The following is a 21028-nucleotide window of genomic DNA, read 5'->3' as shown; positions in this document are numbered from 1 at the left end:
ACACTAATCAGTTCGTGCTAAAACATCGCGGAAGGGCGGGGACGGTCTCATTCCGCGCGCAATTTGGACCGCACGCTCACCATCCACCGGTCGCGACGGATATGCATCCAGAACAAGCGTTGGAATGAGTCGCTGCGTCAGATCGGAAAAGGTGAAACCGTATACCCTACCTTCCATTTGCCCTGTCGCGTCAACCAGCGCCCTTATTTGCTCCGGTGAAAGACCAAGGGGCTCAAGACGCGTTGACAGTACGAAGTGGCGCTGAGCGTCGTCCGGACGTGAGAACTCGAGGATGTCGGCAGCGCGTCGGCGGACAGCCGGGTCGAGTGAATTCAATCGGTTTGTGCACATGATGATGGCGGCCGGAACTTTGGCATTTGCGATTTGATCGACGCCTCTTATGAAAGCATTTACGCCTGCGCGGTCCTCATGGTGCATTTGGCTTGCCTCTCGTGATTGCGCCAATGCATCGGCCTCATCAACCAACAGGATAACAGCGCCGCGGCTACGCCGATTTCCTGTAGTCAGCTTGCTTGCCTCCTGCAGAGTGTAGTCGAACGCCGCTGAAATGAGTTGAGTCATTTCGCCGACGCGACCTTGACCACGGGTCGACAAGCTCAGTGGTAGAAGCGTGATTTCGATCCTCTCTTGCCTGGCGACCGTATCGCCGATGGTTTCGGCAAGCTCGGTCTTGCCCGACCCGACATCGCCTGCAAGCACCACTAGAGGAGGCCTGCGTAACACAGTATCTAGAAGGGTATCTGCCCCCGGGTGATGGCGATTGGCCCAGTCAGTGAGACCGGCTGGATTGACCAACAAGCCGAGGATTTTCGTCAGTCTGTCTTTCTGCTGATCGAGGCCAACTAGACGGGCGAGCCTCTCTTGTGGCTCAAAATCCGGATAGACAAGGCGACGGTCGAAAAGGTCATCAAGGGTTGGTGTAGTCTGCATCAGAAGCTCCGCACGGTTGCACGTTCAAGGGCCCGCCCGCCGGAAGAGTAGGTCTTGTCAGTCGAGAGGTATCCATTTACCTCCGGTTCGGCAGCACCGGTTCTGACATACGGGAGGCCGCGTTCGAAGGCGTCGCGCTCCGCAGTGCTCAACTCGAACCACTTGGCGCTGTAGGTCAGATAGCTATAGAAGGACGCGCCGGAGACATCAGCACCCGGACGGATCTTTCCCGGATCATCGTCGACCGATCCGCTATAAAGGTCCTGCGCCGTGTATTTCAGCGTCGGTTCGATCCAGAGACCGTTGCGCTTGAACCCGTACCAGACGTAATTTAGATAGCCGGCCTTCATCAGCGCGATCGCCTCTGATTCATAGTCTGCGATCTGGCTGTCGCTGGGTGAACCATAGAAACGCTGCACGCGCTTAAGGTCCGTCGCCACTTTTGCCGCCATGTGACGCGCGTGCGTAACGGTGAAGGTGGAGCTTTCGGAAACTGTGAGACTGTATGTCATACCGCTATCTCACACCTGGAATGTTGAGCCGAAGACCTTCTGCCAGTAGGCGACGGTCAGCTGCTTTGTAGGCGCCGCCAGGGCGGCATCTATGGCATCGCCGGCATCAAGTGCGGCCTCCACAATCATTTCAACGTTGGACGGCGTATACAGACGCGCGACATTGTTCTCGGCATTGACCGGGTCAATGATCTGCACTGGATCGGCGAGCGGCCCGACGCTGGACGGCGAGTAGTAGTCGGCGAACACTATACGCTCGCGCAGGTTGTCCCGCGCGATGTAGGTGAAGAAGTGCTGAAGGGCCTCAGGGTAGTCGCTGAGATTGAGACCATTGTCGCAGAGCTTGGCCATGATCATCTCGATCATGAATGACTTGAACCGAAAGTCGGGATTTTCGTTCTTGAGGCGACGGGCCCAGAACTTCACGAGCCGCACGACCTGAGCGAAGTGTGTCTCCTGGGCCTTCTTACGCTTGGTCGCGAATTCGAGGTGCAGCGGAATGCTGGTCTTAAGGAATGAACCATCTTCCTGACTCACGAGGTCGCCATACCACTGTGGATCACCGCTGTAGAGGATGGGAACGATATCGACGTCCAGCCCGGTTCCCTTGAAGGACACGGTTACCGAATAGGTCTGCGGCTGAACCTGGTCGGGCGTAAAGTTAGGAAACGCCTTTCGCAAGCGTTCCGCGATATAGTTGAGTAATTCTTCGATATCGCGAGGAACGTCCGCTCCGCTGACGTAACAGGCGACATCGATGTCGTTCAGCGACCGAAGAGCGGTGCCTTTCGCCAGGCTTCCGGACAGCAACATTTTCCGCAGCGTGAAGTTGGGATGTTCGTCGAGGTAGCCCTCAAGCTTCTCACGAAGCCGACGGGCCTGAGCTCGGTACTCGTTCGCCTTTTCCTTCGGAAGGTTTACCCGATCCCTCGCAAACTGCTCGATTTCGCGATGGCCTACATGATCTCTGCTCATCCTCCAGCCTTTCATGCTGCAGCATCATTGTTTCGATCCGAGGCTCCTCCCGCCGACTCGCATCAACGTTATTGAAACTATATGGGTATAGCTGCTATACCTGTCAAGAACCGATAGGGGTAGACCATGACTGACAACTTGCCATCTCCCGGCCGCAATCTCGCTCCCCGTTTTGAATTCATCGAGTGGCGTCTGTTCTGGGAGGGTCATCTGAACCGAAGTGATCTCGAGGAGCGCTTTGGTATTTCCACGCCGCAAGCCTCCGTCGACCTTAGGAACTACCGGGAGGTTGCTGGAGACAACATTGAATACAATGCGACAGAGAAAAGGTTTGTAGCAACGAGTGGGATGAAGCCGCGCTTCCTGCGTGTCTCGGCTAACCGCCTACTGCTGCAACTACGGGCTTTGGTGAACGGCGTCGTGAAACGCGACGACGTCCCGTTCAGCCAACTACCCAGTGTCGATGTAGTTCCAGAGATCGTTCGGGATGTGCGCGCCGCGGTCCTTCAAAAGATCCTGACTGCTATTCGGTTAAGGAAAGCCGTTTCCATTTACTACCGGTCCCTCACAAGCACGCGATGGCGCGATATCGCGCCGCATGCCTTGGCTTTCGACGGTCATCGCTGGCACGCGCGTGCATATTGCTGTGAGCGCAATGAGTTTCGCGATTTCGTCCTGACGCGGATCGAGCGATTGGGCGAACTAAAGCTAGCGCAATTTAACCCAGAGAATGACCTTGCTTGGCAAAACAAGATTGAACTTTTGTTGTGCCCTCATCCGGGCCTGAGTAAGGCGCAGAGCGAAGCGGTCCAGTGCGACTACGATATGCGCGATGGGATACGCAGAATCGAGATGCGTCTGTCTTTGGCATATTACTTCATTAAGCGTCTGAACTTAGACATTGATATCCTCGAACCGGCTCGCGCCCAAATCTGTCTGGAAAATCTCTCTGAAGTCGAGGCTGCGATCGTCACGGCGCGCGAGAAGTCTAAGAAACTATGCGCAGAGGCCTGAGAGTTTGATTGGCAGCTGCAGAAGCATCGGATTCTTACCGCGTATTATTCTCGGCAATACGTGCACAGCGGTGCTTGTTTATCTCTAAGCGCGTGATTTCGAAGATCGCGATGTGGTCACTAGCGTCTGCGGCAGATTTCAGCATTCCGCGCGACTCCACGGGTCTGGCACCCAAAAAAACCAGCGCCACAAGCATCCAAGGAAGGTCGGCAAAAGTCCCGCCTCGGTCTAAGTCTTTTGCATCATCCCATCCATAGCATATCGGCGATCGCCTCAAGCATACATCGTAGTGTGCGATTTCCGTGCCCCCATCTTCGCACTCCATCCGACCCGTCGCACTTCGCCATTGTGGCCCCAATCAGCCGCCAATGTCCGGCGGCCTCACGGACCCCACGGAGGCTTTCCATGCGACCCGATCACGCTCCTTTGCCGCCACGCTATCTGCGGACCAAGGAGGCTGCGCAGTTCCTCAGCCTGTCCGCGCGGACCCTCGAGAAGCACCGCACCTATGGCACCGGCCCGGCCTATCACAAGCTGGGTGGGCGGGTCGTCTATTCGATCGAGGATCTCGAAGCCTGGGTCCAGCGCGGTGCTGTGACCTCCACGTCCGATCCGCGCGGAGGTCGCGTGTTGCCCGCGAAGCGCCATGTGCTGGCCGCGACCCCGCCCGCGGGCCGGGCCTTCCGCTGATCCGGTCGAGGCTTCGCCGATGTCCCGCAATGCATCAGAACGCGGCCAGCTCGATCTGTTCCACGCCCTCCCGGGCGAGTTCGCCGCACGGGACGCGCAGGACCTCATGTCCTATCCCTTCTTTTCCCTGTCCAAGAGCCATCGAACGCGGCCCATCGAGTTCGCGGTGGGCGGTGTCGAAATCCGCGTCGAGGCCGTGGCCGACCATGGTATGGCCACGATCTGGGACGCCGATATCCTGATCTGGGTGGCCAGCCAGATCGTCGAGGCGCGCGATTCCGGGTTGCGCACGTCGCGGCTCATGGCGGCGACGCCGTACCAGATCCTCACCTTCATTGGTCGGGGCACTTCGGCGCGCGATTATCATCGGTTGAAGGCGGCGCTGGACAGATTGCAGTCGACGACGGTCTGCACTTCGATCCGCCAACTCGCCGAAGGACGCCGGCACCGGTTCTCCTGGATCAACGAGTGGACGGAGCGGACCGATGCCACTGGCCGCCCCGACGGGATCGAGCTGATCGTGCCGGACTGGTTCTACCGCGCGGTCCTCGATGACGCGCTGATCCTGACCATCGACCGCGCCTATTTCGATCTGACGGGTGGCCTCGATCGCTGGCTCTATCGGCTGGTTCGCAAGCATGGCGGCCGCCAAAAGGCTGGGTGGCGGTTCGAGTTCCGACATCTCCACGTCAAATCCGGCAGCCTCTCGCCCTACAAGAGGTTTGCCTTCGAGCTGCGGGACATCATCCGCCGACAGCCATTGCCGGGCTATCGCCTGGCGCTCGAGATCGAGGCTCGGGGGAGACGACTCCTCGCCTTCGAGCCCTGTGGACAGGCTGTGGACGGGCTCGTGCCATCGGGAACCTCGGGTATCGTGCCATCGGGAACCGGACCCTCGTGCTATCAGGAACCCGGTTTGGTTCCATCCATCTCAAAAGACGACAGAATTCGGGGCCGTAACTTAAATTCTAACTCAGAATCTAACTCTTGTTGCGGTACCCCCACTGGGGACAGGCCCGAAATCGGACGCGCTCTATCCCTCGAAACGCACCTTCGGAATAACAAACCCGAGCGACCTCTCGGCACGTCGAGGAGGGCGACGACATGAGCTCGATCCGCTCGGAACCGCGCCAGGTTGGTGCACAGAATATCGGTTGCGAAGGCGACCTGACCTTCGTCGAGTTGACCTGGAATGAGGGCCAGATCGAACAGTGGATTCGGTTCGGCCATCCAGTCAGCGAAGAGCGCATTGATCATCACCGGCGCCGCTTCGGCTTCGCACCGGGCACTATCTTCGGGGTCAATCGCTGGGCCGCCAATGCCTATGGCACGGTCCTCTCGCGCTTCGACATCCTGCAGGTTGCAACGCCCGGAACGCCGATGCAAACGCTGCCCTATCTGCGGCCCGGAGGGACTTTGCTGCTCTCCACCCACGGCTGGCCCAAGGTCGAACGCGTGTTGCAGGCGATCGACGCGATCGAGGCGCTCGGGATCGACCCGGCAGATGCCTCGCCGGACTACTGGCGACACCTGCACAATCGCCTGACCACCGCACAACCGGCCCACACCTATACGTGTCTTCAGCACCGGGCTTGGTTCAAGCGGCGGAGCCTTGGGCTATGAAAGCGCGGCGCACCATCATCTCGGCGACGGCCCTGTCGGTCACCCTGATCGTGCTACCTGCAGTTGGCACATGGTCGCCGCGCGTGCTGTGGAATGCCAGCGCGAGCGTTCCAATCGGGCTCTATCGGCTGCACCCGGTTGACCAAATGGTCATCGGCGACTTGGTGGCCGTTCAGCCACCACCGGCGCTTTCGGACTACCTCGATGCGCGCGGATACATTCCGCGCGGCGTGCCGCTGCTCAAGCATGTCGTGGCGCTCGAAGGGGTGTTGGTCTGCCGCTCGGGCGACAGGATCACGGTCGATCATCGGCGTCTCGGCTACGCCCATGCGCAGGACCGCCACGGCCGCGATTTGCCCGTATGGCGGGGCTGTCATCGACTTGGAGCTGGCGAAGTCTTTCTCATGAACCCGGATGCGCCGGACAGCCTGGACGGGCGGTATTTCGGGCCCTTGCCGCGCACCGCGATCACTGCCCGACTGACACCGCTTTGGACCGTCGACGATGCCATTACCGCCGAGTCGGCGCATCCGGTTTCCACACCACACCGCGACAGAAAGGAGGCACGCCATGCCCCAGATCGGTGAATTCACCCGCACGAAATCCGGCTTTGCCGGGTATATCCGAACGCTCACACTCGACCTCGAGATCACCCTGAGCAAGGTCGAGCCGACCGAGGCCGAGAACGCACCCGACTACCGTCTTTTTCACGGAGATGGCGACCTTGCTCGTGAAATCGGCGCGGCCTGGGCGCGCACCGGGGAGAAGGCCGGCGAGTATTTCTCGGTGCTGATCGATGAACCGATGCTGGCGCAGCCCATCCGCGCCAACCTCTTCCGCAACGGCGAAAGTTCTGTCTGGTCGCTGCAGTGGACCCGTCCGCCGAAGCGCAATGGGGCAGGGTGAGCGATGCCGCCGATCTTCCTCAAACGCAACGGCCGGATCACGGTTGAGCGACCCTGCATCGCGCAAATCTGGGCTGCCTTCCTTCTTTCCGGCCTTGCCGTGACAACGCCGATCTACAGTCAGGCGCTCGCCGAAATCCCGGTCGTCATCCGCGATCCGGCCCGCGATCCCCATTCAGCCGCAATTGCCGAAGCCTCCGCGCGCTTCGTGATCCCGGAACACTGGATCCGCGCCGTGATGCAGGCCGAAAGCGCGGGCGATCCGCGTGCGGTCAGCCATGCCGGGGCCATGGGACTGATGCAGGTCATGCCCGGAACATGGAGCGTCTTGCGGGAGGACCATGGTCTCGGCGCTGATCCTTTCGATCCGCGCGATAACATCATCGCGGGCACGGCCTATCTGCGCGCAATGCTCGATCGCTATGGCACCGTCGGTGGCATGCTCGCCGCATACAATGCGGGGCCGGGCCGGTATGACGCATACCTCTCGGAAGGCCGTCGGCTTCCCGCCGAGACCCGCGCCTATGTCGCGATGCTGGCTCCGCGCTTGGATGGCACGGCACCGCTCCCGAGCCGCGCAACCGTCGCCGATTGGCGCGAGGCGTCCCTCTTCACCGACAGATCGGCGGCGCATCCACTGCAGAATGGCGGCAGCCCGGATGCAGGTCGACCGGCCCGTGAAACGGGTCCAGTCGCCCCCAATCGCGCCATTTTCGTTGTCCGGCCTGGCGTGGAGACACGGCCATGAGCGGAATCGCGGTTTTGCAGGCTCTGGAGGGCCGTGTCGCAAACGCGGCGGAAGGGCACGCTCGGGCAACGGGCGGGAAGGGAAAAGGGCGAGATAAAAGCGCCTGCCACGAATGCCGCAACTCCCTGAAGGGACTGGCCTTTTCGTGTGCATGGCATTCGGTCGTGTGCAGGTTTCGAGGATTTTCCCAGCGATTTCAATGCTTCGGCATGCACAGGAGCGTTTCGAGCCTCGGATGGTCCGGCGCATGACCGAGACCGAGCGAGATTTCCGGATCCGACCGGGCAAGCCCCGGAGCACCCGAACGCCGCGTTCCAAAAGCTTCGTGGACCAGGTGCTGCGTGCGGCTCAGAAAGCCGGGCACACCGGGCCGTCTCGCAGTCCGGGTCGGCCAGGGCGCTCGACCTTCGGGCGCGGCCATGGCCGGTTCGGGCGCAGCCGACTGTTCTCGCCCGCGCGCCGCGTTGTCGTCAAAGCCCGCATCGCCCGCCACAAGGGCCGGGCCTACCGTGCGGCACCTCTCTCGACCCATCTCGCCTATCTCCGCCGTGACGGCGTCGGCAAGGATGGGGAGAAGGGCCTACTCTTCGATGCCGAGACCGACGGTCTGGACGGTTCCGACTTCGCGGCAAGATGCGAGGACGACCGGCACCATTTCCGCTTCATCATCTCGCCCGAGGATGCCGCAGAGATGGAGGACCTGCGCGGGTTCACCCGCGATCTCGCGCGGCGGATGGAAGCCGATCTCGGCACGCGGCTTGACTGGGTCGCGGTCGATCACTGGAACACCGACAATCCGCATGTGCATCTGATCGTCCGTGGCATGGATGATCGTGGCGGCGATCTCGTGATCGCGCGCGACTACATCAGCAGCGGGCTGCGGTCCCGCGCCGAGGAACTCGTTACGCTGGAGCTCGGCCCAAAGCCGGAGCACGAAATCCGGCATGCGCTCGAAAAGGAGGTCACGGCAGAACGCTGGACGCGCCTCGACCGGGAGCTGCGCTATCACGCCGACGATCTCGGTATGCTCGACCTGCGCCCCCCAGCACCCGGACCCGCGGACCCGCAAATCCGCCGGCTGATGATCGGCCGCTTGCAGCATCTACGGAAACTCGGCCTGGCCTCGGAAGGCCGCCCTGGTGAATGGATGCTCGGGCTCGAGGCGGAACGCACGCTCCGCGACCTGGGCGAGCGCGGCGATATCATCAAGACGATGCACCGCGTCTTCGCCGAGCGGGGGCAGGACCGCGGCTTCTCCGATTTCGCCATCGACGTGGGCACGCCAGGGGACCCGATCATCGGGAGGCTGGTCGAGACGGGCTTGCATGACGAACAGTCCGGCACCGCCTATGCCGTGATCGACGGGACGGATGGCCGCGCGCATCATGTCCGCTATCGCGGTCTGGACGTCTTCGACCAGGCACCCGCGCCCGGCGGCATCGTTGAGGTCCGTCGCTTTGGTGGTCCGGACGATCCGCGCCCGACGCTTGTCCTGGCCAACCGGTCCGATCTCGACCTGCAAGGCCAGATCACCGCGCCCGGCGCGACCTGGCTCGATCACCGTCTGGTCGAACGTTCCCGCATGCCGCTTGCGATGGGCGGGTTCGGGGCGGAAGTCCGGGAGGCGCTCGATGCCCGTGCCGAACATCTCGCGGACGAAGGGCTGGCCCGAAGGCAGGGACAGCGGATCATCTTCCAGCGCAATCTCCTCGCGACCCTGCGGCAGCGCGAGCTCGATGCTGTCGGCAAGACCCTCGAGACCGAGACAGGCTTGCCACATCGTCCGGCAAAGTCCGGTGAGCATGTGTCCGGCACCTACACCCGGCAGCTCCGTCTGTCCTCCGGCCGCTACGCGATGATCGAGGGTATCGGCCCTGACGGCGGGCGCAGTTTCCAGCTCGTCCCCTGGTCCCGCGAGATCGAGCCCCGCCTTGGCCACCACATCACAGGGATCGTGCGCGGCGGCGGCGGGATCGACTGGAGCCTTGGGCGCAAGCGCGGGCTCGGCATCTGACGAAAGGACACTGACCATGACCGCCACGAAAATCCTCTGGGGCCAGATCCTCGCCGTCTTTCTGATCGTGCTCACGACGACCTGGGGCGCAACGCAATGGGTGGCCTGGCGGCTGGGGTTTCAGGCGCAGCTGGGCAGCCCGTGGTTCGAGGCCTTCGGCATGCCGATCTACCCGCCGCCTGCCTTCTTCTGGTGGTGGTACTTCTACGATGCCTATGCGCGCACGGTGTTCTGGGAGGGCGGCGCGATCGCGGCCTCGGGCGGTTTCATCTCCATCGCCGTGGCCATCACCATGTCGGTGATCCGGGCGCGCGAAGCCGCAGACGTTGATACCTATGGCTCGGCCCGCTGGGCGAACAGGGCCGAGGTCGAGGCCGCCGGGCTGCTGGGGTCCGATGGTGTCGTGCTCGGCAGGCTGGATCAGGATTACCTGCGCCACGACGGGCCGGAGCATGTCCTCTGCTTTGCGCCCACCCGGTCGGGCAAGGGTGTGGGCCTCGTGGTCCCGTCGCTGCTGACCTGGCCGGGCTCCGCCATTGTCCACGACATCAAGGGCGAGAACTGGGACCTGACCGCCGGGTTTCGTGCGCGCCATGGCCGGGTGCTGCGTTTCGATCCGACAAGCATGACCTCTGCCGCCTACAACCCCTTGCTCGAAGTCCGCCGGGGAGAGTGGGAGGTGCGCGATGTCCAGAACGTGGCCGACGTGCTCGTCGATCCCGAAGGCTCCCTCGAGAAACGCAACCATTGGGAAAAGACCTCGCACTCGCTGCTGGTCGGCGCGATCCTGCATGTGCTCTACGCCGAACCCGACAAGACCCTGGCCGGCGTTGCCGCATTCCTGTCCGATCCGCGCCGTCCGATCGAGCAGACCCTCGAAGCGATGATGGCGGCGCGTCATCTGGGAGACGCCGGCCCGCATCCGGTCATTGCCTCGACCGCGCGGGAGCTTCTGAACAAGTCCGACAACGAACGCTCGGGCGTTCTGTCGACGGCCATGTCCTTCCTTGGCCTCTACCGCGATCCCGTAGTCGCACATGTGACCCGGCGCTGCGACTGGCGGATCGACGATCTCATAGGCGCGGACCAGCCGACGACCCTCTACCTCGTCGTGCCGCCCTCGGACATCTCCCGCACCAAGCCGCTGATCCGGCTTGTGCTGAACCAGATCGGTCGACGTCTGACCGAGGATTTGAAGGACACGCGCCGTCGTCATCGCGTGCTAATGATGCTCGACGAATTCCCCGCACTCGGGCGGCTCGACTTCTTCGAAAGCGCACTGGCCTTCATGGCGGGCTACGGGATCAAGAGCTTCCTGATCGCCCAGTCGCTCAATCAGATCGAGAAGGCCTATGGCCAGAACAACGCCATCCTCGACAATTGCCACGTCCGGGTGAGCTTCGCGACCAATGATGAACGCACCGCCAAACGCGTGTCGGATGCGCTCGGCACGGCGACCGAGATGAAGGCGATGAGGAACTACGCCGGCCACCGGTTGGCGCCCTGGCTAGGTCACCTCATGGTCTCGCGCTCCGAGACCGCGCGCCAGCTGCTGACGCCGGGCGAGATCATGCAGCTCCCGCCCGACGACGAAATCGTCATGGTCGCAGGATCGCCGCCGATCCGCGCGAAGAAAGCACGGTACTTCGAGGACAGACGGTTCGTCGATCGCGTAGAGCCGCCGCCAGAAGCGCGGAAAGGAGATCCGGTCCTGCAGGATGATCCATGGTCATCGCTTCCGGCCATCAAAGCCGATACGCCAGTGGGATCCTCGAAAGCTTCGACCAATGCGGACGAAGCGAATGCAGGCCTGCGTCGGGAACCCGACTTGGCTGAGCATTTGGCCGCAGCCCCGGAAAAGACGGCCGAACCGGCGCGCGAGTTCGAGATGATGCTCGACGACGAAGCGGAGGAGACCGCACGACAACGGCAGGCCCTGCGCAAGCAGATGGGCCAGGTGGCCCGACAGGCTTCGATGGACCGCAACGATGGCATCGATCTCTGAGGACTGACCTATGCGCGACCGTCTCAACCTCTCCCTACCAGCCGAGTTGATCGGCCGGATCAACGACATCGCCGACCGGAAACGCGTGACCCGATCGGCAATCGTCGAGGCGGCGGTCGAATCCTTCCTCTCGCCCGATCACGCCGACATGCAGGAGGCCGCCCTGACGCGCCGCCTCGATCGCCTCTCCCGCCAGGTCGCGCGGCTGGAACGCGACCAGCGGATCACGACCGAGACGCTCGCGCTCTTCGTCCGCTTCTGGCTCACCATCACTCCGCCGATCGCACAGGAGCAGCAGGCCGCGGCACAGGCCAAGGGCCGCGAGCGGTTCGACGGGTTTGTCGAGACCTTGGGGAAGCGAGTGCAGAAGGGGCGGTGGTTTGCGGATGAACTTCCGGGGGATAAGGGTTCGATGGAAGGCGCCCAACCAGCGGACTAAGGCTCTAAACACAGACATCCAACCCAAAGGCAAAAATGCAGTATCGCTAATACTGCAGAAATCTCGTTGACTCTTGAGATGGCGCGGCTTATCTGCTGTAGCCATGATACAGAGTTTTCTAGAATCGCGGCTTGGCAGGCTTTGCGACCTGAGCACGGGTTATACCGCCAGGGGCCGTATGGAGATCGCCAAAACCGGCGGCAGCCTCGCCATTCAGATGCGCGACGTCCAAGCCGATATCGATCTCGGGGTCGATCAGCTCGACAGGTTTGCGCTGGATGACTTGCCGGAACGCTACATGGTACGCGGCGGCGAGGTCATCTTCAGGTCGCGTGGAGCGCCCAATACCGCTGCTGTCGTGAGCCGCGGGCTACCCGAGCCCGTGGCGATAATCCTGCCGCTCGTCATTCTACGCCCGAACGTAGAGATGGTACTGCCGGATTACCTCGCGTGGGTGATCAACCAGCCTCAAGCGCAACGGTACTTCGACTCAGAGGCGCAGGGTACCAACATGCGCATGATCCCGAAGGCCGTCCTCGAACGACTGGAGGTGCCATTGCCGGACCTCGAGACCCAGTCCCTTATCGTCTCGGTCCACAAGCTGGCCAAGCGCGAGGGTGCATTGCTCCGTGATCTGGCTGAGCGCAGGGAACAGCTTTCATCCATAATTCTGGCTGAGCGCGCCCGCGCCGGTCGCAAGAAGGAACTCGTCCAATGACCGATCAGGTTACCCAGCAGCAGATCAACCAGACCGCCTGGGCGGCTTGTGACACCTTCCGCGGTGCCGTCGATGCCGGGCAGTACAAGGACTACATCCTCGTGATGTTGTTCCTGAAGTACATTTCGGACCTCTGGAACGACCACCACGAGACCTACCGCAAGCAGTACGGAGACGACGACGCCCGCATTCGCCGTCGCCTCGAGCGCGAGCGCTTTATCCTGCCCGAGGGTGCCAGCTTCTACGACCTCTACGCCCAGCGGAACGAGGCCAACATCGGCGAGCTGATCAACATCGCGCTCGAGAAGATCGAGGACGCCAACCGGGCGAAGCTCGAGGGTGTCTTCCGCAACATCGACTTCAACTCCGAGGCCAACCTCGGCCGCCCGAAGGATCGCAATCGCCGCCTCAAGAACATGCTTGAGGACTTCGCGAAGCCCGCGCTCGACCTGCGCCCGTCGCGGGTGACAGAGGACATCATCGGCGAATGCTACATCTACCTGATCTCGCGTTTCGCCTCGGACGCCGGGAAGAAGGCCGGTGAATTTTTTACCCCTGCACCGGTCTCGCGCCTGCTGGCGAAGCTGGCTGCGCCCCAGCCCGGCAACACGATCTGCGACCCCGCTTGCGGCTCCGGCTCGCTGTTGATCCAGGCCTCGCAGGAGGTGGGTTCCGAGAATTTCGCCCTCTACGGTCAGGAGGTGAACGGTGCCACCTGGGCGCTGGCCCGGATGAACATGTTCCTGCACGCCAAGGACGCCGCGCGCATCGAGTGGTGCGACACGCTCAACAGCCCGGCGCTGGTCGAGGGCGACCACCTGATGCGGTTCGACGTGGTGCTCGCCAATCCGCCGTTCTCGCTCGACAAATGGGGCGCCGAGGATGCGGACAGCGACCAGTACAAGCGGTTCTGGCGGGGCGTGCCGCCCAAGTCCAAGGGCGACTACGCCTTCATCACCCACATGATCGAGATCGCCAAGCGCCAGTCCGGCCGCGTGGCGGTGATCGTGCCGCACGGCGTCCTGTTCCGGGGCGGGGCCGAGGGGCGCATCCGGCAGCAGTTGATCGAGGAAAACCTTCTCGACGCGGTCGTCGGCCTGCCCGCCAACCTGTTCACCACCACGGGCATCCCGGTCGCCATCCTGATCTTCGACCGGTCGCGCGAGGAAGGTGGCGCGAACGCGGACCGGCGCGACGTGCTGTTCATCGACGCCAGCAAGGAGTTCACGCCGGGCAAGACCCAGAACGTGATGGACGACGCGCATGTCGCCAAGGTGCTGGAGACCTACGGCGCCCGCGCCGAGGTCGAGCGGTATTCGCACCGGGCCAGCCCCGAGGAGATCGCCGAAAACGGCTACAACCTCAACATCCCCCGCTACGTCGATACCTTCGAGCCGGAGGAGGAAATCGACGTCGCCGCCGTGCAGAAGGACATCCTGCGGATCGAGGCGGAACTGGCCGAGATTAGGGCGAAGATGGCCGCGTATCTGAAGGAGCTCGGCGTTGATGCTTAGGGCGGCAGAAGAATGCTCGCCCGAGCGAGAGGGTTACGAAGAAACCAAGATCGGCCTGCTCCCGACGGGTTGGGACGTCTTGAGCTTGGAGGAGATCACCGAGCCCAGCGCGCCTATTCGCTACGGTGTCGTGCAGATCGGGCCAGACACGCCGGGTGGAGTCCCCATCGTTCCGATCAAGCACATTCGGCGCATCGGAGAAGTCGTACTCCATCATGCGTCGCCAAAGATCGAAGGCCAATACAAGGGTAGCCGCGTCCAGGGCGGCGATGTCCTGCTGTCGGTCAAGGGCACGATCGGTGAAGTTGGCGTCGTACCTGACGGCTTCGAAGGGAACATCGCGCGCGAGATCGCGCGGATTCGCCCAAAGCCTTGCTGCGACGCGCAGTTCCTCTCATTGCAAATCCAAGCACCACAGACCCAGAGACGTATAGACAACCTCGCAGTGGGCTCGACGCGCCTCGAGTTTTCGATCCACGCGGTCCGCGACTTCATGGTAGCGCTCCCACCGCTCCCCGAACAGCGCAAGATCGCCGAGATCCTGCGGACCTGGGACGATGCGCTCGAAAAGCTCACCGCCCTCCGCACGGCGAAAGAGCGTCGGCTCGGCGCCCTCCGCGCTGCACTGCTGTTCGGGAGACTCCGCCTGAAGGGCCTCCGCCACAACTGGGCGCCGACCCGGCTGGAGGCGGTGACGCAAGAACTGACGAAGCGGAACGGCGCCAAGGGTCTCGGCCGGGAACGCGTCATGGGCGTCACCAAGGCAGAGGGCGTCGTCCCGATGCGCGAGCAGACCATCGCCGCCGATATCAGCCGCTACAAGCGCCTGCCGCCGCGCGCCTTCGCCTACAACCCGATGCGTATCAACGTCGGCTCCATCGCCATGAACGAGCGCGACGAAGCGGTGCTGGTCAGTCCCGACTATGTCGTTTTCGCCTGCAACGCCGATGGCCTCGATCCCGACTACCTCGACCACCTCCGCAAGACGTCCTGGTGGGCCCACTACATCAACAGCGGCGGCTCGGGCAGCGTTCGGCAGCGCACCTATTACGCCGACCTCGCCGCGCTGAAGTTGCCGCTGCCGGACCTCGACGAGCAGAAGGCCATCGCTGCCGTCCTGAACACCGCCAAGGCCGACCTGACGGCGACAGAGCGCGAGATCGAAGCCGTCACCCTGCAGAAACGCGGGCTGATGCAGAAACTGCTGACCGGTGAGTGGCGCGTGAATTTAGCCAGTGACCAAAAGGAATTTTCATGACCGACAATATTCAGAAGCTATCAATCCGCCTGCTGAAGGACGGTGTCGAACCCGCAGATGCCCTTCGCGAAGGTGTCGACTTGGAGGATTGGCCCAAGATCGAAGGTGCCAAGATCGCCTTGGACACGATGGGTGGCAACCCGCCGAAATGGTCCAGCTTCCTGGGACTTTCGGCGGACGAAAAGAAGAAAGTGTGGAACAATACCGCATTCGGGCTGGTCTTTCTCCAGACGTCCGGCCGTTGGTTCGCCGTGTCGTTCGGAATGGGCCATGTGAAACTGGACCCGTCCAAGTTCGAGCAGGACTTCGGTCTACGGGTCGTCCTCAACTCGGTGGACGAGGAGCAGCTGAAAAGCGCCGATGTCCGGACGCCCGACGAGAACACCCTGTCCCGGAGAAGCCAGACGAGTCGGGGATCCGACCAGACGGCCTTCGCGATCGACGTCGAACGCGATATCATTCGTGGGCTGGCCGGGACTCCCAAAGACAAGGACTTCGCGACACGGGTCGCGGGCAGCGATGCCTTGTCCATGGATCGCCGTCTGAAGGTGGCTGACCTCCCGAAAGCCTGCGCCGACGCGCTCTCCGTGTACGCGAAGGACGACTACAAGAACCACTTCGGATGGGTCGACCAGATCAAACACGTGCGCGAAGCCGACCTTCTTGAGAAGCTGGATGCTGCTGCTGCCGCGAAGCTCAAGGCTGTGATCGGTGGCGCAGACCCGGATGGCCTGCACTTGGCCTTTCCCATCATCTACGACCCTGAAAAGGGCGCCTGCATTCGCTACAAGGGCTTCCGCAGCAAGCTTGTGTTCCCCGACCTCGATCTCTCCGGCTACCTGGGTGCCCTCCAAGAGCAGGGCGTGACGAGTTTCACTGCCGAAGATCTCAGAAAGCATGCTGTTCACGAGGTTGACGATGAAGGCAAGGACTGCGGCAAGAGCTGGAAGATTGGCGAGTGTCTTGTTCTCGAAGCCGAGGTTGATGGCCATACCTATGTGCTTTCCGGCGGACGCTGGTATCAGGTCGCTCAGGACTACGCTCAGGAGTTGTTGAAGTTCTTCGACGAACTACCGAGGGAGGAACTCCCAGACGCGCTTCCCGATGAAAATGAGGAGAAGTACAACAGGCGCTTGAAGAATGACGTGCCTGAGCTTCTCTGCCTCGATCGCAAACTCATCAAGCCCACCGGCTGGACCACGACGGTTGAAGCTTGTGATTTCCTCGATAAGGACTCGCGTATCATCCATGTGAAGGACAAGACCTCGTCCTCGCGCCTCAGTCACTTGTTCAACCAGGGAACGGTTTCCGGTCGGATCTTGATCGTCGATGGAGCCGCTCGCGACCTTGTCAGAGGCAAGATTTCCGAAGTTGAAGCCGAGACCGGTCAGGCGGATTTCGCAGACATAATTCCGACTGCAGAAAGCAACTTCCAGTCACGGGACTACACCATCGTCTATGCTGTCATCGGAACCGGTGACGTGCCGAAGCTTCCTTTCTTCAGCCTCGTCACGCTGCGCCAGGCCGTCCGCGATCTCAAGGCACTGGGCTACAAAGCAGCATTCGCTTGGATCAAGAAACCGGCTGCGGTCGGTGTGAAGCCAACCAAGCCTGCAGGGGGCGATCAAGATGAAGGCGAGGTGATTGACCCCGAAGACGAGGCAGCATGAATTACGAGGGTTTCATCGCGGCTGAGAAACATCAGTCCCAAGTCCCGGCGCTGCAGTTGCTGGTGGCGCTCGGGTTCACACCGCTCTCGCAGGAGGAGGCCCTTCGCCTGCGTGGCGGGCGCCTGCGGAACGTGGTGCTGGACGATGTGCTCGCCGAGCAGCTCATGCGCATCAACGGCTTCACGCACCGGGGCCGCGAGTACGGCTTCGACCTCGAGGACGCGCATGAGGCGATGCGGCGGCTCAAGCCCACGCCAGATCGGTTGAAGGGTCTGCGCGGGACGAACCAGGACATCTACGACACGCTCGTCCTTGGCACGACCATCACGAAGTCCATCGACGGCGACTCGAAGAGCTACTCGTTCCGCTACATCGATTGGGAGCGGCCGGAGAACAACGTCTTTCACGTCACGGCCGAGTTCTCGGTCGAGAGGACAGCGTCGAGCCAGACCAAGCGCTGCGACATCGTCGCGTTCGTGAACGGCATCCCGATCCTGGTGATCGAGAACAAGCGGCCGACCGAAAGCCTGAAGAAGGCGGACAGCCAGCTGATCGGCTACCAGAACGAGGACAACATCCCGCAGCTCTTCCACTTCGCCCAGCTGCTGATCGGCATGAATCGGAACGAGGCGCGTTATGCGACCGTCGGGACGCCGCGGAAGTTCTGGCAGACATGGCGCGACGAGGAAGACACCGACGAGGCCATCGCGCCCTTCGCGAACCGTGTGCTCACCGCGACGGAGAAGGACGCCATCTTCTCCGGTGATTTCGCGGGCGCGCGCGCCTATTTCGACGCGATGGCCGCTGAGGGCGCGCGCGCGGTCACGGTTCAGGACCGGACGGTGTACGCGCTGTGTCGCCCCGAGCGGCTGCTCGACCTCATCCGCCGCTTCACCGTGTTCGACGGCGGCGTCCGCAAGGTTGCGCGCCACCAGCAGTTCTTCGGAATCCGGCGCGCCGTCGAGACCGTCAAGCAGCACGACGTGAGCGGCCCCCGCAAGGGCGGCGTGATCTGGCACACGCAGGGTTCGGGCAAGTCATTGACGATGGTGATGCTTGGACGCTCGCTCGCTCTCGAGCGCAGCATCGAGAACCCACGGATCATCATCGTCACGGACCGCGACGATCTCGACAAGCAGATCAAGGACACCTTCAAGTCCTGTGACCTCGAACCGGTTCGGGCGACGAGTGGATCTCATCTTCTGGAGCTCGTCCACAACAAGGCTCCGCTGGTCACCACGATCATCAACAAGTTCGACACGGCGCTGAGGAACAGCAAGCTGGCGGACGACGACCCGAACATCTTCGTGCTGGTCGACGAGAGCCACAGAACGCAGACGGGGCGCTACGGCGGGCACAGTCAGTTCGCCGCCAAGATGCGGCGTCTGCTGCCCAAGGCATGCTACCTCGGCTTCACCGGAACGCCCCTGCTGAAGAAGGAGAAGAACACGCTTTCGACCTTCGGGCGGCTGATCCACCGCTACGCCATCGACGAGGCTGTCGCCGACGGCGCCGTCGTGCCGCTGCTCTACGAGGGGCGGCTCGTGGAGCAGCAGGTCTCGGGCACCGTGATCGACCGATGGTTCGAGAAGATCAGCGAGGGGCTAACCGACAGCCAGAAGGCTGACCTCAAACGCAAGTTCTCCCGAATGGACGCGCTGGCCAAGACCGACCAGGCCATTCGAGCCAAGGCTTTCGACATCTCCGAGCATTATCGCCAGCACTGGCAGGGGACCGGCTTCAAGGCACAGCTCGTTGCCCCCTCGAAGGCCGCGGCCGTCCGCTTCAAGGAGGTTCTCGACGAGATCGGCCATGTCTCGAGCGCGATCGTCATCTCGCCGCCGGATGAGAACGAGGGCAACGAGGAAGTCGACCAGGAATCCAAGGATCTGGTGCGCCGCTTCTGGTCGCAGATGATGGCGCGGTACAAGACCGAGGAGGAGTACAACCGCCAGATCATCGATGCCTTCAAGGGTTCGGGCGATCCAGAGATCCTGATCGTCGTCTCGAAGCTCCTCACTGGCTTCGACGCGCCCCGGAACACCGTGCTTTACGTCTGCAAGTCCCTGAAGGAACACAATCTCCTGCAGGCGATTGCGCGCGTGAACCGTCTGTACGAGGACGGCGGCACGGAGAAGCAGTTCGGTTTCATCGTCGATTACGAGGGGCTGCTGGGCGAGTTGGACAGCGCCCTGACGACGTACAGCGCCTTTGAAGGTTACGAGGCGGCAGACCTCGCCGGGACGGTGCATGATGTCCGGGATGAGATCCGCAAGCTGCCCCAGCTGCACGATCAGCTCTGGGACCTCTTCAAGCCGGTGCGGAACAAGAAGGACATGGAGCAGTTCGAGCAGCACCTTGCTGATGAGGCGCTGCGCCACGAGTTCTACGCGCGCCTCAAGGCATTCAGCCGCTGCCTGCACATCTCGCTCTCGTCCGACAAGCTGTTCGATGTCTTCGACGAAACCAAGGTCGATGCCCTGAAACGCGACTGGAGACAGTTCTCCGAACTCAAGCGCTCGGTCCAGCTCCGCTACCAGGAGACGGTCGATGTCCGCGAGTTCGAGCCGAAGATTCAGAAGCTCCTTGATGACCACGTCGTGGCAATGCCGGCGGAAACCATCATCGAGGTGGTCAACATCAACGATCCCGACGCGCTGAAGGCCGTCGTCGAAGAGACGGGGGTGTCCGAGGCCTCGAGGGCCGATCGCATCGCCAGCGCGACCCGGCGGGCGATCACCGAGAAGATGGATGAGGACCCGACGTTCTACAAACAGTTCTCCGAGCTGCTCGAAGAGACCATCCGCGCCTACCGCGAGAAGCGGCTGTCCGAGCGCGAATACCTGAACAGCGTCGTAGACCTCGCGAGCAAGGTCGCGCGCAAGGATCGCGGCCGCGATGTTCCGGAAAGCATCCGGGGCGATGAGGATGCGCAGGCGTTCTTCGGGATCCTGGACGGTCAGCTGAAGACCGAAGGCGATGAGCTGGTAGTCGGCGACGATGCCGCAGCGATCGCTCAACAGATCATCGACATCATCAAGTCCCATCTGATCGTGGACATCTGGTCGAACGAGGTGGCCCAGAACAATCTGCGGAACGCCATCGATGACTACTTCTTCGACGTCCTGCGCGACGAAAAGGGCGTCGAACTGCCCGTGGAGGTGCTCGACGAGCTCGAACTGAAGATCATGGACCTCGCCCGGGCCCGGTTCGCAGCATGACGCGGGAATTGCATTGCCTGCAGTACGGTGAGCAGGAGATCCGATACGAAATCGTCCGCCGCCCGAGGAAGACACTGGAGATCGCCGTCGAGCCGGATGCGTCGGTGGTGATCGCGGCCCCGGAGGATGCAACGCTCGACGCGATCGAAGCCAGGCTGCGGAAGCGCGCGGCATGGGTGATGCGGCAGCAGAGGTATTTTTCGCAGTTCCTACCGCGGACGCCGGAGCGCAGGTTCGTCGCCGGAGAAACGCATCTTTACCTGGGGCGCCAGTACCGGCTGAAGGTCGTCCCGCATGTCCAGGAAAGCGTGAAGCTGATCCGCGGCTTCATCGTCGTGCAGACTCACCGGCCAACGAGGCCAGAGGTGACACGCGAGCTGGTCGAGGCATGGTACCGCGATCGGGCTCACATCAAGTTTCCGGAACGGATCGAACTCTGTCTCGGTCTGTTCCCGGATCCGGAGGCATTCCGGCCGAAGGGGCTCATCGTGCGTCAGACCCGGCAGCGATGGGGGTCCATGTCGCCCGCCGGACGTCTGCTACTGAACCGCCGCCTCGTGCAGGCGTCGGTCGACGCCATCGACTACGTGATCACACATGAGCTCTGCCATGTGGCCGAGCCTCATCACGGGGCGGCATTCTTTGACCTTCTCGACAAGGTGATGCCCGATTGGGACCGTCGAAAGCAAAGGCTCGAAAGGGCGATGGCCTAGCGGGATTAACACCAATCAATTCGACAACGTCCTGATGCTTTCTATTTGCTCAAGAAAC

At 62.2% G+C, this 21028-nt stretch carries 19 protein-coding genes; 16 read left to right on the top strand and 3 right to left on the bottom strand.

Annotation, left to right across the window (positions count from 1 at the left end):
• Positions 1-3: 3 nt before the first annotated feature.
• The 3 genes from J1C49_RS13085 to J1C49_RS13075 are packed head-to-tail and all read right to left on the bottom strand — an operon-like array spanning position 4 to position 2438.
• The gene (locus J1C49_RS13085; RefSeq protein ID WP_227446276.1) at positions 4-951 is read right to left on the bottom strand and encodes an AAA family ATPase; all 948 of its coding nucleotides are present in this window, start codon (positions 949-951) and stop codon (positions 4-6) included.
• Complete coding sequence (locus J1C49_RS13080; protein WP_227446275.1) at positions 951-1463, bottom strand: hypothetical protein; 513 nt, start codon at positions 1461-1463, stop codon at positions 951-953. The genes J1C49_RS13085 and J1C49_RS13080 overlap by 1 nt, the downstream gene beginning before the upstream one ends.
• A gap of 9 nt (positions 1464-1472) precedes the next feature.
• The gene (locus J1C49_RS13075) at positions 1473-2438 is read right to left on the bottom strand and encodes a CBASS oligonucleotide cyclase (protein ID WP_227446274.1); all 966 of its coding nucleotides are present in this window, start codon (positions 2436-2438) and stop codon (positions 1473-1475) included.
• A gap of 126 nt (positions 2439-2564) precedes the next feature.
• On the opposite strand from J1C49_RS13075, the gene J1C49_RS13070 reads away from it, so the two are divergent.
• The 16 genes from J1C49_RS13070 to J1C49_RS12995 all read left to right on the top strand — a co-directional run bounded on the left by J1C49_RS13070 (position 2565) and on the right by J1C49_RS12995 (position 20970).
• Entirely contained in the window at positions 2565-3452 is an 888-nt protein-coding gene (locus J1C49_RS13070) for a WYL domain-containing protein (protein WP_227446273.1), read from the top strand.
• Positions 3453-3857: 405 nt separating this feature from the next.
• Positions 3858-4142 carry an AlpA family transcriptional regulator gene (locus J1C49_RS13065; protein WP_227446272.1) on the top strand — a complete coding sequence of 95 codons (285 nt, stop codon included), beginning with the start codon at positions 3858-3860 and terminating at the stop codon, positions 4140-4142.
• 19 nt (positions 4143-4161) lie between these two features.
• Positions 4162-5250, top strand: a complete 1089-nt coding sequence (locus J1C49_RS13060) for a replication initiator protein A (RefSeq protein WP_227446271.1) — start codon at positions 4162-4164, stop codon at positions 5248-5250.
• On the top strand, positions 5247-5765 hold the full coding sequence (locus tag J1C49_RS13055; RefSeq protein ID WP_227446270.1) for a DUF2840 domain-containing protein: 519 nt from the start codon (positions 5247-5249) through the stop codon (positions 5763-5765). The genes J1C49_RS13060 and J1C49_RS13055 overlap by 4 nt, the downstream gene beginning before the upstream one ends.
• Positions 5762-6352: a S26 family signal peptidase gene (locus J1C49_RS13050; RefSeq protein WP_227446269.1), complete on the top strand. Its 591-nt coding sequence runs from the start codon at positions 5762-5764 to the stop codon at positions 6350-6352. Before J1C49_RS13055 ends, J1C49_RS13050 begins: the two co-directional genes overlap by 4 nt.
• A complete protein-coding gene (locus J1C49_RS13045; protein WP_227446268.1) occupies positions 6336-6671 on the top strand; it encodes a DUF736 domain-containing protein in 336 nt (111 codons plus the stop codon). Before J1C49_RS13050 ends, J1C49_RS13045 begins: the two co-directional genes overlap by 17 nt.
• Positions 6672-6674: 3 nt before the next feature.
• A complete protein-coding gene (locus J1C49_RS13040) occupies positions 6675-7418 on the top strand; it encodes a lytic transglycosylase domain-containing protein (protein WP_227446267.1) in 744 nt (247 codons plus the stop codon).
• Between the two features lie 247 nt (positions 7419-7665).
• Positions 7666-9432, top strand: coding sequence for a DUF3363 domain-containing protein (locus J1C49_RS13035; protein ID WP_227446266.1), 1767 nt, complete (start codon positions 7666-7668; stop codon positions 9430-9432).
• Between the two features lie 16 nt (positions 9433-9448).
• Positions 9449-11437, top strand: coding sequence for a conjugal transfer protein TraG (locus J1C49_RS13030; RefSeq protein ID WP_227446265.1), 1989 nt, complete (start codon positions 9449-9451; stop codon positions 11435-11437).
• A gap of 10 nt (positions 11438-11447) precedes the next feature.
• Positions 11448-11876: a ribbon-helix-helix protein, CopG family gene (locus tag J1C49_RS13025; RefSeq protein WP_227446264.1), complete on the top strand. Its 429-nt coding sequence runs from the start codon at positions 11448-11450 to the stop codon at positions 11874-11876.
• Between the two features lie 178 nt (positions 11877-12054).
• Complete coding sequence (locus J1C49_RS13020; protein WP_227446263.1) at positions 12055-12594, top strand: restriction endonuclease subunit S; 540 nt, start codon at positions 12055-12057, stop codon at positions 12592-12594.
• The gene (locus J1C49_RS13015; protein ID WP_227446262.1) at positions 12591-14108 is read left to right on the top strand and encodes a type I restriction-modification system subunit M; all 1518 of its coding nucleotides are present in this window, start codon (positions 12591-12593) and stop codon (positions 14106-14108) included. Before J1C49_RS13020 ends, J1C49_RS13015 begins: the two co-directional genes overlap by 4 nt.
• The gene (locus tag J1C49_RS13010; RefSeq protein WP_227446261.1) at positions 14101-15366 is read left to right on the top strand and encodes a restriction endonuclease subunit S; all 1266 of its coding nucleotides are present in this window, start codon (positions 14101-14103) and stop codon (positions 15364-15366) included. Before J1C49_RS13015 ends, J1C49_RS13010 begins: the two co-directional genes overlap by 8 nt.
• Complete coding sequence (locus tag J1C49_RS13005; RefSeq protein ID WP_227446260.1) at positions 15363-17036, top strand: DUF6119 family protein; 1674 nt, start codon at positions 15363-15365, stop codon at positions 17034-17036. The genes J1C49_RS13010 and J1C49_RS13005 overlap by 4 nt, the downstream gene beginning before the upstream one ends.
• Complete coding sequence (locus J1C49_RS13000; RefSeq protein WP_227446259.1) at positions 17033-20257, top strand: type I restriction endonuclease subunit R; 3225 nt, start codon at positions 17033-17035, stop codon at positions 20255-20257. The genes J1C49_RS13005 and J1C49_RS13000 overlap by 4 nt, the downstream gene beginning before the upstream one ends.
• Positions 20254-20970, top strand: a complete 717-nt coding sequence (locus J1C49_RS12995) for a M48 family metallopeptidase (RefSeq protein ID WP_227446258.1) — start codon at positions 20254-20256, stop codon at positions 20968-20970. Before J1C49_RS13000 ends, J1C49_RS12995 begins: the two co-directional genes overlap by 4 nt.
• The last annotated feature ends 58 nt before the right edge of the window (positions 20971-21028 follow it).

The sequence above is a fragment of the Cognatishimia sp. F0-27 genome, assembly GCF_020667845.1.
Taxonomy (GTDB): domain Bacteria; phylum Pseudomonadota; class Alphaproteobacteria; order Rhodobacterales; family Rhodobacteraceae; genus JAFMPQ01.
This window is presented reverse-complemented; position numbering and strand designations above follow the sequence as displayed.